Here is a 12,935-nt window from a genome sequence, read left to right as displayed (position 1 = left end):
CCTCAACGAATCGGCTCGCGCCAATGCGGACCAAGAGCGCTTCAAAGGAGCTGCGATGCTCGCGACGCTGAACAGCAAGCAAATCGTCGATGAGATCGTGAAGGACACGATCAAGGACAACGATCCGCACGACGCGGTTCAGATCTCGCCGGACATTCAGATCTCGCCGGATATGGTGCAGGCTTCGCGCCCCATCAGCGTTTCTCCGACGCTGGCGCCCGATATCGCGCTCCGCCCGGAGCCGAAGTTCGCGCCGGAGCAAAACATCAGCATCGTCTACGGCGCACAAGCCGCGGCTCCATCGGTCGACAGCGCGGTGCGCGTCGAGGCCAGCGATGGTCGCGGCCGGCGGAAGCGATCCGCGGTCAGCACGTGGCTGCGCGGCGCATCTGTCGCATTTCTGTTTGCGGGCGGCAGCGCGGCGGCCGCGATCGCCTGGGAGCAGCATGGCGACACCGCAAGACAGATGCTCGCGCAATGGACACCGGCATTGGCCTCGCTGACATCGCAGCTGCTGCCTGCGACACCGCAGACGGCGCCGGTCGCCGCTGCACAGGCCGCCCCGCCCGCGGCAGCTGAGGCCCCGCCTGCGGCGACCGATCAAATCGCCGATCAACCGGCCTCGCCGCCTCCACCTCAGCCTGCCACCGCCACCGCAGCAGCGCCGCCCGATGCCACCCAATCGATGGAGTCGATGACGCGCGACATGGCCGCGATGGCGCAGCAGATCGAGCAGCTCAAGACGACGATCGCCGAGCTGAAGGCCGGCCAGGAGCAGCTGGCCCGTGAGATGACCAAGCCGCCCGTGCCGAAGCCCGTAGCCGAGGCCAAGCCGGTCGATCCGCGCGCACGCGTGTCAGCGATTCAGCCGCGACCCGCACCGCCGCCAGTTCGCAAACCGAAGCCGGCCGTGTCACACACCTACATGCCGGCCTACTCGCCCGCGCCGCTCGCGCCACCGCCGCCGCCATCACAGGCAGCCGCAGCACCGCCGCCGGTCGCGCCCGTGACGACGACGCAGGCTGTTGCCGATGACGACGGACCTGTCGTGCGTCCGCCGATGCCGGTGCACTAGACGAACACCAGCGTCGCTACACGCTGTCCGAGTCGAGATGATGCGTTGAGTCCGGGTGATTACGGGAAGCGATGCTGACTCGTCTTCGCCAAGGAAGCTTTCGTGAAGCAAGTTTGCGCGACGAAAGCTTCAAGAGAAAAGGCCGTCGGGATCTATGCCGCCGGCCTTCTCTTGCAGCTGCCGGTTCCCGGAGCCCGGTTCTGCTGCAATTCCATGCCTCATGATCGCGTGGACATGTTTAATAAAATCTTAACGCCACCGTTCATTGCTCATCATTTCTGCGCCTTAGGCACAGAGATTGTGCGGCTTGTTCATCCGATAGATATCGACTCAGTGGTACGATCCAGCATGTTTTGAAGACTTCCGTCGAAGGCTTCGTTTGGGAATTTGGGTCGTCACACCGGAGAATTCGGATGCCATACTACTCCTTCGATCTCGTGGTTGGTGAAGAGTTCAAGAACCAGGGCGGAATCATCCTCGAAGACATCGAGGTCGCTTCGGATCGCGCCGTTCAGCTCGCATGCGAGCTGTCGCAGGTGAAGCCGGAGCTGCAGCAGAAGGGCTGCGCGGTGCGCGTCACCGATCGCGATCACAAAGAGGTCTATCGCACGCCGCTCGATCCTGTGCCGGCCTGGCAGCGCTAATCTTCAAGCACCGGCGCTTCGAACCAGTTCGTCAGCGACAATCCACCGTCGACGACGAACGCTGCGCCGGTGACATAAGCCGACAGCTTGTTCGACAGCACCGCGAGCGCCATCGGCACGAGGTCGTTTGCTTCGCCGAGGCGCCCGAGCGGAATGTGTTTCGCCAGCGAGGCATCGGCAACGAATCCACCTGCCGCGATCGCACCGGGCACCAGCGCGTTGACGCGGATATTGCGACGACCAAAGGTCTTCGCGAGCTCCTTCACCAGCATCGCCATCCCCGCCTTCGCCGTCGAATAATGCGGCAGGTTGCGCGGCGTGCCCGCATGCAGCGAGGTGAGGAACAGGAACGAGCCAGGCCGCTTCGCCGCGATCAGTCGTGTTGCGATTCCGCGCGCCAGATGAAAGCCGGCGTCGAGATTGACGGCATGCATCTCCTGCCAGGTCCTGCGGTCGACAGCGAGCGCGTGATCGGCCTCGCGCCGCGGCGGCGAGGCGCTGTGCACGAAATGCGTGACGTCGCCCAGCACCGCATGTGCCGAGGCCAGCAGCTCGTCGCAAGCCTCGAGCTTGGCGAGATCGCCGACCCACGGCACCGCCAGCTCAGGCGTCTTGCTCGCGCCGATCGCGGCAGTCACCCGCTCCGCGCTCACGTCGGCGAACATGGTCCGGACGCCCTCGCCGACCAGGCCCAGCGCGATCGCGCGGCCGATGCCGTTACCGGCGCCGGTGACGAGCGCGGTGTCGTGAGCGGGATCGAACGGCGTGCTGAACAGGCTCATGTCGCTCTCCGTGGCCGGGATATCCGCTACGATAGCGCACCGCATCGAGGCGCCACAATTGCGCCCCGGCACCATTGCGGAGCGGCGCGCCGGACGCTAGCCTCCCAAAAAAACGAGGAGGTACCCCAAGAATGCGCACCGGTTTTCTGATCGCAGGCCTGTTGTTGATCGCCGCGCCGGCCCAGGCGGGCGATGCGCCGGTCCGTTCGACCTATGTGACGATGGTCCTGCAGGCCTTCGCCGCCAAGGTCGAGTGCCCGGGCACGGATCTCGTCTACCAGGACCTCGTGCAGAAGGCGCAGCAAATGCAGCTGCCCGACGGCACCACCGAGAAGGTGCGCAAGGCGATCGCCTGGATGCACACCGGCGGCAAGATGGGCGAGAAGCAGGACGACGATCTGATGGCCGAGGTCGCGGTGGCGACGCAGGCAACCGACATGGATCAGCGCCGGCTCGGCATGCCCGGCTGGTGCGAGGCGCAAAAGACCAATCTCGCCGGCCTGATCCGCAGCAAGGGCGGCTAGCCGCCCTTGGCGGCCCGGCTTTGCCGGTGAACCTCGGCGCACCCCTCCGAGTCCAATGCTTCGAGCTGAGGACAATGCGAGGGGCCATGCCTGCCGATATGCTTTGGACGCGCCGGATGGCGGCGCTCGCGGTGATCGTCGCCGCCAATTTGGCGCTGCCCGCTTTTGCCGCGACGGCGGACAATCCGGTCGCCGGCAAGCAAGTGCGCTTTCCGCAGGGGGTATGGAGCGCCCTGCCCCAGGTCGGCCCTGACGGCAAGGTGAGGCAATGCGTGCTGATTGCGCCGAGGCAACGCAGCAAGGCGGGCGGCAAGGTCGACACCGCCTTCGCCCTCAACATCAGCCGCGGCTCGGGCCTGTCCATCATGTTGATGGATGACGGCATGCCGAGCGAACACGTGCTGGACGACCAGGCCGAGATCGTCATCGACGGCCGCAGCTTCCGCGCGGTCGGCTTCCCGGTCGGCAACGCCTTCGCGCTGCATCCGGGCGATGCCGAGGGCATGCTCGCGGCGCTCGGCAAGGCGCGGGACGTCACGTTGCGCTCGGACGGTGCCGGCGTCGATTCCGGGCCGATCGTACTCGATCTGCCGGCGGATGCGCTGAGCTGGCTGAAGCAGTGCGGCAAGACCTTCGACATCGCGGTCGACAGGCCGACCGATCCCAACGCGCCGGAGATGCCGGCGCCGCGGCCGCGCTCGCCGAAGATCGCGGTGATGCCGCCGACCCCGGCCGGCCCGCCCGGGATCGAGGACAAGCAGAAGATCGAAGGGTGGGATGCATCCGAGCTACGCAACGGCGACGTGGCGATCGTCGCCTGCTTCATCCGCCGGCGCTATCTCATCGGCACGGACGCGCCCGCGCCGCAGCGCCGTCTCGCCATCTTCCTGATCGTCAGCCGCGCGAAGGGGCTGACCATGATGCTGAAGGATTCCAAGCTCAACCGGCCGGAAGGTCAGGCCATCGAGGCGACGCTGAGAATCGGCAATGTGCCGTTCGAGGCGTTCTCCGCGCAGGTCGAGGGCCCCGACGAAATCGGTCTGTTCCCGCAGCATGGGGCCGAGTTGGCCGAAGCGATCGAGACGGGTTCGGTCCTGGCGATGAGGGCCAAGACGATCGAGGACAATTACGAGTTCTCGGTGCAGCCGGGCGTGATCGGCTGGCTGCGCGCCTGCGCCCGGCGCAACGCGATTGCCATCGAACCCGCAGGGCGATGAGGCGCCGTTAAGCATCGCGCGGCGGAACCGCCGCGCTGGCAAATAATCGTCACAATCATCGACAGCATGAGGCCTTGCTTCGAACAGGAGAACCCCATGCGGATTGTCAATCTCGTTTTCGCCGGAGCTCTCGTGGCCGGCTCCGTGCTGACTGCCCCGGCGCTGGCGAAGAATTCCGATGCCCAGAAAGGCGAGGACAAATCGGCCTCGTCGTCATCGTGCAGCGCCTATCAGCAGGCGCCGGATGGATCGTGGGAGCCGCTGCCCTGCAAGGAGACCGGCGAACGCGCCCAGCCGCAAACGCAACACAAGTCCGGCGCGCAAGGCGGCGATCAGGGCGAGCGCTGAGCTATCCGGCCCCCCGGGGAACTCACCGGTTCGGACTGCGTTGAGGCTGCGGCTTGCCGCGGTGCGTTCGCCCGCCAGCATACCGTAGGCAGAGTCAAGGAGCGGCTCCTGGAAACGCCAACCCCGCGCGCGCTCGTGGATGCGATCGAGTTGGAAGACCTTCGACGCCGTCTCAAGGCGATCGAGGAGGAAAACGCACGCCTGAAGGCGCTCGGGATGGCCGACCAGACCGGGCGCCGCGCAGCGGAATCGGCGCTGGCGGAAAGCGAGGAGCGTTACCGGACGCTGTTCAACTCGATCGATGAAGGCTTCTGCATCATCGAATTCTTCGACGGCCCGCACGGCCCGCTCAGCGATTACATCCACGTCGAAGCCAACCCCGCCTACACCCAGCATGCCGGCATTCCCAACGTGGTCGGCCAGAAGGTCCGCGAGATGGTCCCTGATGAGGCCGACGGCTGGGTCGAGCTCTATGGCGGCGTGCTCAGGACCGGGCAGCCGATCCGCTTCGAGCGCGAGCTGGTCGCGACCGGCCGCCAACTCGAGCTCGCCGCCTTCCGTGTCGAGCCAGCCAGCCGCAAGCAGGTCGCCGTGCTGTTCCAGGACATCACGGCGCGCAAGCGGGCTGAGCGGGAGTTGCAGCAGCTCAACGAGACGCTGGAAGCGCGCGTGGTCGCCGCATTGGCCGAGCGCAAGCTGATGGCCGACCTCGTCGAAGGAACCGATGCCTTCGTGCAGGTCGTCGATCCCGGCTTCCGCTGGCTCGCCATCAACGGCGCCTCGGCTCGGGAATTCCATCGCATCTACGGCATCTTGCCGAAGGTCGGTGACAACATGCTGGAGCTGCTTGACGATCAACCCGAGCATCGCGACGCCGTCCGCGCCGTCTGGTCGCGGGCGCTCGCCGGCGAAGCCTTCGTCGAGGTCGCCGAGTTCGGCGAGCCCGGGCGGGACCGCCGCTTCTACGAGATGCGCTTCAACTGCCTGCGCGAAAGCGAGGGCCGGCTGCTCGGTGCCTACCAGTTCTCCTACGACGTCACCGACCGGCTGAAGGAGCAGCAGCGGCTGCGCGTAGCCGAGGAGGCGCTGCGTCAGTCACAGAAGATGGAAGCTGTCGGGCAACTCACCGGCGGCATCGCGCACGACTTCAACAATCTGCTCACCGGGATCATCGGTTCGCTGGAGTTGTTGCAGACGCGGCTCGGCCAGGGCCGCGTCAATGAAATCGACCGTTACGTCACCGCGGCGCAAGGCGCCGCCAGGCGCGCCGCCGCCCTGACGCATCGGCTGCTCGCTTTCTCGCGGCGGCAGACGCTCGATCCCAAGCCGACCGACCTCAACCGCCTCGTCATGGGGATGGAGGAGCTGGTCCGCCGCACCGTCGGCCCGGAGATCGCGGTGGAAGTCGTCACCGCAGGCGGGCTGTGGCCGACGCTGATCGATGCGTCACAGCTCGAGAGCGCCCTGCTCAACCTCTGCATCAACGCCCGCGATGCGATGCCCGGCGGCGGACGGCTCACGATCGAGACCGCCAACCGCTGGCTCGACGAGCATGGCGCCGGCGAGCGCGATCTTGCGCCCGGCCAGTATGTGTCGCTCTGCGTCACCGACACCGGCACCGGCATGACACCCGACATCGTCGAGCGCGCGTTCGAGCCGTTCTTCACGACCAAGCCGATGGGCCAGGGCACCGGGCTCGGCCTCTCCATGGTCTACGGCTTCGTGCGCCAGTCCGGCGGCCAGGTCCGGATCTACTCCGAAGTCGGCCAGGGCACGACCATGTGCCTCTATTTGCCACGCCATTATGGCAACGAGGCTGACAGGCCGTCCACCTTGGCGCCCAAGAGTGCTGTGCGGCCGAAAGCTGGTCACACCATCCTGATTGTCGACGACGAGCCGTCGATTCGCATGCTGCTGACCGATGCGCTGGAAGAGATCGGCTTCAGCGTCCTGGAGGCTCATGACGGCCCGAGCGGGCTGAAGATCCTGCAATCGGAGGCGACGATCGATTTGCTCGTTACCGATGTCGGCCTTCCCGGCGGCATGAACGGCCGCCAGCTTGCGGATGCTGCGCGCACAACCCGTCCGGCCCTCAAGGTGCTGTTCATCACGGGCTATGCGGAGAATGCCATCATCGGCAACGGCCAGCTCGCGCCCGACATGCAGGTGCTGACAAAGCCCTTCGTGGTCGAGACGCTGGCCAGCCGCGTCCTCGATATGATCAAGGATGGAACGGTGCGGAGCTGATCAGCTCTGGGCCGGACCGCGCATGATCTTCATGGCGTCCTCGATGTGACGCCATTCCTTGGCCTCTTCGGCTTCGCCGCGGCCCTCGCAGGCCTGGGCCTGTTCGGCGGCTTTCGCAATCGCAGCGAAACCATGTCGTTCCAGCATCTGCCGCGCGACGGTGTGGACCTGGACCTCGGACATCATGGGCGCTCTCCCGTTTGCAGAAGCCACGGGACATCGCTCGGCTGTCCCGCGGGGCCCATGACAACGATCGAGCCTCGGCCCTCGTTCCGCACCGGACCACGCCCACGCAACAACAAAGGCGGCCCGCCATGCCCGGCGGACCGCCTTCTCACCCACCCCAAGAAACCTACGCCAAGATTGGCAGCCTTCGGTCAGGCCCCCTACCCGACCGCGGCCCTCTTGCGCTCGATATCGTTGGGCACCTCGATATCGACCTCCAGGGTCGAGACCTCATCGCCGCGCTCGAGCCGGACGATGACCTTGGTCGGATCCAGCGTGACATGCCTGGACACGACGGCGAGGATTTCCTCACGCAGCACACCGAGCAGGTCGGGCTGGCCGCGCAATCCGCGTTCATGCGCAAGCAGGATCTGCAACCGTTCGCGGGCGACCGGTGCGGAGGCCTTGTTGCCGCGGAGAAGTCGAAGCAGTCCCATGCTCATGCAGCCCTCCGTCGCAGCAGGCGGTCCATCAGCCCCCTCCGCTCGGCGGGAACGTGCATCGTGATGCTTTCACCGCAGAGGCGCTTGGCCGCGTCCATGTAGGCCCGCGCCGGTGCTCCATCCGCGTTCGAGAGCGTCACCGGCGTGCCGACGTTGGAGGCCTTCAGCACGTCCTGGCTCTCGGGGATGATGCCGAGCAAGGGCGTTGCGAGGATTTCCAGGATGTCGTCGATGGTCAGCATCTCGCCGCGCGCGGCGCGGGAGGGATCGTAGCGCGTGATGAGAATGTGCTTCTCGACGCGCTCGCCCTTCTCGGCCCGCACGGTCTTGGAATCGAGCATGCCGATGATGCGGTCGGAATCGCGCACCGAGGAGACTTCCGGGTTGGTCACGATGACGGCCTCGTCCGCAAAGCGCATCGCCATGGAGGCGCCGCGCTCGATGCCGGCCGGGCTGTCGCAGATCACCCAGTCGAAGCGGCTGCGCAGCTCGGCGATGACCTTGCCGACGCCCTCTTCGGTCAGCGCGTCCTTGTCGCGGGTTTGCGAGGCCGGCAGCAGCCAGAGGTTATCGAGCCGCTTGTCCTTGATCAGCGCCTGCGGCAGCTTTGCGACGCCCTGCACCACGTTGATGAGGTCGAACACCACGCGGCGTTCGGCGCCCATCACAAGGTCGAGGTTGCGCAGGCCGACGTCGAAATCGACGACGACGACCTTGTCGCCACGTTGCGCGAGCGCAGCCCCTAGCGCGGCGGTCGTCGTAGTCTTGCCGACCCCGCCCTTGCCTGACGTCACGACCAGTACCTTACTCATCTGAAATGTCTCCTTTGCTGGTCAGTTCAGTGCTGTAATTCGCATGGTATTCCCCTGCAGCCAGGCCTGCGCCGGCTTGCCGCGCAAGGCGGCGTCGATGTCGTCCGCAGTCTGGTAAAACCCATCAATTGCAAGCAGTTCGGCCTCGATCTTCTGACAATAAATCCGCGCGCTCTTGTGCCCGTTGACGCCCGCCATGGCGCGGCCGCGCAGCGCGCCATAGATGTGAATGGAGCCACCGGCCACGACTTCGGCACCGGAACCGACCGAGCCGAGAATGGTGATGTCGCCCTCGGGGAAGATCACGGTCTGGCCGGAGCGCACGGGCGTCTCGAGCAACAGCGAGGTCGGCTTGGCCTCGGCCTTCTCAGCCTTCTTCGGCGCGCTCGGCTCGACCACGCAGCTGCGCCCGCCCGACAGCAGCGGCGGCATTGCCGGCGTCAGCCGCGATTCGTCCACGCCCTCGATGCCGAGCACGCGAATGTTGCGGTCCTGGAGGCTGGTGAGCAGATGGCTGATGCCGGACTGGCTGAGATCGACCGAGGACAGGTCAACCACCACGGCCGGCCGACGAAGAAGCCCGGCGAGCGGGCGATGGTGGCGTCGATTTCCTGGAGCCACTCCAGGATCGGAACCGTCGGCACGAACACGAAGGCCACATAGGACCGCCCGCGCAGGCGCACCATCTGACGTTGGACTTTTGCTGCAGCCTCCATGACGGCCGACTCGTTCCCCGTTATTGAATGGTTAACGATGCGGCGGATTTGGTTAACGGCCGGTTAATTCTTTCGTGGCGTTACGTGGGGGTGGCCGGGGGCCGTAGGCTTCAAATCCTAACCCGTCATCCTGAGGTGCGAGGCATGGGACGCAATGCGTCCCATGGGGAGCCTCGAAGGATGCGCGGCCCCGATGCAGCCACGCGGAGAGAGCCGGGCCGTCGCCCTTCGAGGGCCGCCGAAGGAGCGGCCACCTCAGGGTGACGGTGAAGGATGAGTGCTCGCTGCTTCCCACATCGGCAATGACGACGTTGGGGCAGAAGGCCTCCCAGCCCCTCACCTCACGCCGTCCATTGTGATCGGAGGCCAGATTGACACCGTTGCATCATCTGGCTTCGATCCGCCTCCCCGCAGCCGGAGCTGATCATGTCAATCCAGTCGTCCACCAGACGCAAGACTGCGCCGGACATTCGGGCCCGCAAGCGCGGCGAGCCGATCGTCATGCTGACGTCCTACCACGCGCATACGGCAGCGCTGGTGGACCGGCATTGCGACGTCATTCTGGTCGGCGACTCCCTTGGCAACGTCATGCATGGCTTCGAGACCACGGTACCTGTTACGCTCGACATGATGATCCTCCAGGGCGCAGCCGTGATGCGCGGGTCCAGGCAGGCGCTGGTCGTGGTCGATATGCCGTTCGGATCGTATGAGGCTTCCAAAGAGCAGGCATTCAACTCCGCGGTCCGGATCATGAAGGAAACGCAGTGCGGCGCGGTGAAGCTCGAAGGCGGCGCCCGCATGGCCGAGACGATCGCATTCCTGTCCGGGCGCGGCATCCCGGTGATGGGTCATATCGGCCTGACGCCGCAATCCATCAACACCCTCGGCTCGTTTCGCGCCCAGGGCCGAAGCGAAACGGATTGGGGGCCGATCGAGGACGACGCGAAGGCGGTCGCCGATGCCGGTGCGTTCTCGGTCGTCGTCGAAGCCGTCGCCGAACCGCTGGCGCGCAAGATCACCGAGACAATCGCGATCCCGACTATCGGCATCGGCGCGAGCGCGGCGTGCGACGGCCAGGTGCTCGTCCTCGAGGACATGCTGGGACTATCACCGCGAACGCCGAAATTCGTCCGGCGCTACGGCAATCTGGGTCCGGCCATCGAAGCCGCGATCGAAGCGTATGCCGCCGATGTGCGGTCGCGCGCATTTCCCGGGCCCGAACACGTCTACGACACGAAGAAGAGCTGACGGCACGAGGCCGTCAGGTGCCGCTCGCGGCGCGCCCTATTTCTTCACCTTGCTCGCATCCATCTTGATGGCGGGGTCCAGCATCTTGGTCGAGAATGCCGTGGTCACGTCGAACGGCTTCTCCATGCCCAGATAGGTCTGGACCAGCTCGTAGTCCTTCTTCATCCGCTCACCGTCGATCCAGCCAAGACCCTTGGTGGTGGTGAACTCGTCGGTCATCAGGAACTTGATGCGCTCCCACTGGCGCTCCTGGTTCTCCTTGTCGAGGCCGGAGACCTGGTCGAGCAGCGCCTTCAGGCACGGGCTGACGTCGGCGACGCAGGCCGCGAAGGCCTTCTGCGAGATGCGCACGAACTCTTCGACCAGTTTTGGATTCTTCTGGAGGTAGGCGCCGTTCACGATCAGCGAATTGCCGTACGGGTTGAGCCCGATGTCCTTCCAGTTGACGTAGCCGAGGTCCTGTCCGAACTCGATCACCTTCAGATCGTGCTCGTTGTAGAAGTCGCTGATGATGTCGACGGTGTGGCTCTTGAGCCCCGCGATCTTCGCGGTCGGGCCGATGTTCACGAAGCTCACGGAGTCAGGGGCGATGCCTGCGGCTTTCGCGAACGCCGGCCACATCACGCGCGAGGCATCGCCGGGCGGATTGCCGATCTTGTGGTTCGGAAAGTCCTTCACGCCGTTCACGCCGTAGCTCTTCAGCCAGTAGAAGGTCTGCCCGGTGTTGGCGTAGATGCTCATCAGCGCGACGTCGTCGGCGCCCTTGCTCTTGGCGACCAGCATGGTGGCGAGATCGGCGATACCGAAGGGCGAGCCGCCGGAGCCGACCTTGGCGGCGGAGACGCCGGAGCCCTTGCCGACCTCGATGGTGAGGTCGATGCCTGATTTCTCGTACCAGCCCTGCGCCTTGGCGTAATAGAACGGCGAATGGTCCGCCGTCGGCGTCCAGTTCAGGATCAGATTGACCGCCTCGCCCGCGCTGGCCGGCACCGCCGGCAGACCAAGCACCAGCGCCACAACAGCCGCCTGCAAACGCTTCATCGCATCTCTCCCTGTGCCGGCGACCGGCTTGTCGCTCTCCCCATGTGAGGATACCAATGCAACAAGGCCGCCCTCAACTTGTCAACTGTTTGGTTGGAAATGCCCGCAAAACGTTCAGGCGACACCGTGCCGCAGCGGCGCGACCCCGTCGCCACCCGCAACAAGCTGCTCACGGCGGCGCGCCTGGAGTTCGCCAAGCACGGCTTTGCCGGCGCCCGCGTCGACGAGATCGCCGAGCGCGCCGGCGTCAACAAGCAGCTGGTCTACCATTATTTCGGCGACAAGGACGCGCTCTATCTCGCCGTGCTCGAATGGGTCTACGCTGATATCCGCGAGCAGGAGCGCAGGCTGAATCTGGAGGGCCTGCCGCCTGACAAGGCGATCAAGAAGCTGATCGAGGCCTCGTTCGATTACCTCGCCACCAACCCTGATTTCATCGTGCTCCTGAACGACGAGAACCGCGGCGGCGCCCGTCACGTGCGCGGCTCGACGCGGCTGGAGGCGATGCATTCGCCCCTCGTCGTCAGCGTCTCCCATATCCTCAACGAAGGCGTCCGCGCCGGCATGTTCCGCAAAGGGATCGATCCCGTCCAGCTCTACATTTCGATCGCGGCGCTCGGTTATTTCTACCTGTCCAACACACCGACGCTCTCGGCGATCTTCGGCAAGGATCTTTCGACCCGGACGGCCCGACGCAACCGCCGCCGGCACGTCGTGGACCTCGTGCTGCATTCGCTCCGGCCATAATCAACCAACTGGTTGAAACTTCCCGCAAGGCCGGTTAGGCTTGAGATCAGCGGCATCGTCGCTGCTAGCAACAGGGAGCAAACGGTGGCAGGAGACGCAGCCCGCACCTCGCGCAGCTTTGCGGTCATCCTGATCGTGCACCTCGCCGTGCTCGTGCTGTGGCAGGTTGCGGTCGATGCCTTCCACGTGCCGAAATTCATCCTGCCCTCCCCGCTCGCGACGATTCAGACGCTGGGCACCGCAAGCTATTCCTGGGGCGCCAACACGCTGGTCACCGCGATCGAGATCCTCGGCGGCTTCGCGCTCGGCGCCTTCGTCGGCGTCGCGCTCGCGGTGATCTTCAGCTGGGCGCCGCTCGTCAGCCTCGTGCTGCTGCCGCTGTTCGTGACCTTGAACATGATCCCGAAGGTCGCGCTCGGCCCGCTCTTCATCGTCTGGTTCTCCTACGGCATCGTGCCGAACATCCTGATCGCCTTCAGCATCTGCTTCTTTCCGATCCTGCTCACCACTGCGCGCGGCCTGCGCGAGGTCGAGCCCGATCTGCTCGACCTCGTCAAATCGCTGCGCGGCTCGCGCTGGACGCTGTTCCGCAAGATCCAGCTGCCGGGATCGCTGCCTTACGTGTTCTCCGGCATGAAGGTCGGCGCCATCCTCGCGGTCGCCGGCGCCATCGTCGGCGAGTTCATCGCCTCCGAGCGCGGGCTCGGCTACCTCATGATCCAGGTGCAGTCCTCGCTCGACACGCCCGCGATGGTGATGGCCGTCGTGCTGCTGACCCTGCTCGGCGTCGCTCTCTACGGCCTGGTGCTCGCCCTCGAACGCATGTTCGTGGTCAGCGATGCCAGGCAAGCCTAACTGAAGGACCG

The 12,935-nt window shown here is 65.5% G+C and carries 14 protein-coding genes and 1 pseudogene; 9 read left to right on the top strand and 6 right to left on the bottom strand.

Annotation, left to right across the window (positions count from 1 at the left end):
• The first annotated feature begins 55 nt into the window (after positions 1-55).
• Positions 56-1,075, top strand: a complete 1,020-nt coding sequence (locus FOM02_RS43950) for a hypothetical protein (protein ID WP_027557745.1) — start codon at positions 56-58, stop codon at positions 1,073-1,075.
• A 413-nt stretch (positions 1,076-1,488) separates the two neighbouring features.
• On the top strand, positions 1,489-1,719 hold the full coding sequence (locus tag FOM02_RS43945) for a DUF6894 family protein (protein ID WP_027557744.1): 231 nt from the start codon (positions 1,489-1,491) through the stop codon (positions 1,717-1,719).
• On the opposite strand, the gene FOM02_RS43940 is transcribed toward FOM02_RS43945, so the two are convergent.
• A complete protein-coding gene (locus FOM02_RS43940) occupies positions 1,716-2,501 on the bottom strand; it encodes an SDR family NAD(P)-dependent oxidoreductase (protein WP_027557743.1) in 786 nt (261 codons plus the stop codon). The genes FOM02_RS43945 and FOM02_RS43940 overlap by 4 nt on opposite strands.
• A 131-nt stretch (positions 2,502-2,632) precedes the next feature.
• Between FOM02_RS43940 and FOM02_RS43935 the strand changes: the two genes are divergently transcribed.
• From FOM02_RS43935 to FOM02_RS43920, 4 genes are all read left to right on the top strand, one after another.
• Positions 2,633-3,025, top strand: coding sequence for a hypothetical protein (locus FOM02_RS43935; protein WP_027557742.1), 393 nt, complete (start codon positions 2,633-2,635; stop codon positions 3,023-3,025).
• An 86-nt stretch (positions 3,026-3,111) separates the two neighbouring features.
• Positions 3,112-4,242, top strand: coding sequence for a hypothetical protein (locus FOM02_RS43930; protein ID WP_027557741.1), 1,131 nt, complete (start codon positions 3,112-3,114; stop codon positions 4,240-4,242).
• 96 nt (positions 4,243-4,338) lie between these two features.
• Positions 4,339-4,590: a hypothetical protein gene (locus FOM02_RS43925; protein WP_027557740.1), complete on the top strand. Its 252-nt coding sequence runs from the start codon at positions 4,339-4,341 to the stop codon at positions 4,588-4,590.
• A gap of 135 nt (positions 4,591-4,725) precedes the next feature.
• Positions 4,726-6,837, top strand: a complete 2,112-nt coding sequence (locus FOM02_RS43920) for an ATP-binding protein (RefSeq protein WP_027557739.1) — start codon at positions 4,726-4,728, stop codon at positions 6,835-6,837.
• Here the strand turns inward: FOM02_RS43920 and FOM02_RS43915 are convergent, their stop codons facing one another.
• The 4 genes and pseudogenes from FOM02_RS43915 to minC all read right to left on the bottom strand — a co-directional run bounded on the left by FOM02_RS43915 (position 6,838) and on the right by minC (position 9,033).
• A complete protein-coding gene (locus FOM02_RS43915) occupies positions 6,838-7,023 on the bottom strand; it encodes a hypothetical protein (protein WP_027557738.1) in 186 nt (61 codons plus the stop codon).
• Positions 7,024-7,223: 200 nt separating this feature from the next.
• Positions 7,224-7,505, bottom strand: coding sequence for a cell division topological specificity factor MinE (gene minE / locus FOM02_RS43910; RefSeq protein ID WP_027557737.1), 282 nt, complete (start codon positions 7,503-7,505; stop codon positions 7,224-7,226).
• Complete coding sequence (minD, locus tag FOM02_RS43905; RefSeq protein ID WP_027557736.1) at positions 7,502-8,317, bottom strand: septum site-determining protein MinD; 816 nt, start codon at positions 8,315-8,317, stop codon at positions 7,502-7,504. Before minD ends, minE begins: the two co-directional genes overlap by 4 nt.
• 21 nt (positions 8,318-8,338) lie before the next feature.
• Positions 8,339-9,033 (bottom strand): annotated as a pseudogene (minC, locus tag FOM02_RS43900) (septum site-determining protein MinC).
• 426 nt (positions 9,034-9,459) lie between these two features.
• Between minC and panB the strand changes: the two are divergent.
• On the top strand, positions 9,460-10,281 hold the full coding sequence (panB, locus tag FOM02_RS43895) for a 3-methyl-2-oxobutanoate hydroxymethyltransferase (RefSeq protein ID WP_027557734.1): 822 nt from the start codon (positions 9,460-9,462) through the stop codon (positions 10,279-10,281).
• A 36-nt stretch (positions 10,282-10,317) separates the two neighbouring features.
• Here the strand turns inward: panB and FOM02_RS43890 are convergent, their stop codons facing one another.
• Positions 10,318-11,322, bottom strand: a complete 1,005-nt coding sequence (locus FOM02_RS43890; RefSeq protein ID WP_027557733.1) for an ABC transporter substrate-binding protein — start codon at positions 11,320-11,322, stop codon at positions 10,318-10,320.
• A 99-nt stretch (positions 11,323-11,421) separates the two neighbouring features.
• Here FOM02_RS43890 and FOM02_RS43885 point away from each other — a divergent pair, with 99 nt between their 5' ends.
• Both FOM02_RS43885 and FOM02_RS43880 read left to right on the top strand, forming a co-directional pair.
• Positions 11,422-12,069 carry a TetR/AcrR family transcriptional regulator gene (locus FOM02_RS43885; protein ID WP_027557732.1) on the top strand — a complete coding sequence of 216 codons (648 nt, stop codon included), beginning with the start codon at positions 11,422-11,424 and terminating at the stop codon, positions 12,067-12,069.
• Between the two features lie 84 nt (positions 12,070-12,153).
• Positions 12,154-12,924 carry an ABC transporter permease gene (locus FOM02_RS43880; RefSeq protein WP_027557731.1) on the top strand — a complete coding sequence of 257 codons (771 nt, stop codon included), beginning with the start codon at positions 12,154-12,156 and terminating at the stop codon, positions 12,922-12,924.
• Positions 12,925-12,935 lie beyond the last annotated feature (11 nt).

It is taken from the genome of Bradyrhizobium sp. SEMIA, from assembly GCF_014844175.1.
Taxonomy (GTDB): domain Bacteria; phylum Pseudomonadota; class Alphaproteobacteria; order Rhizobiales; family Xanthobacteraceae; genus Bradyrhizobium; species Bradyrhizobium arachidis.
The sequence above is the reverse complement of the archived record's forward strand: the minus strand, read 5'-3'. Positions and strand labels throughout refer to the sequence as shown.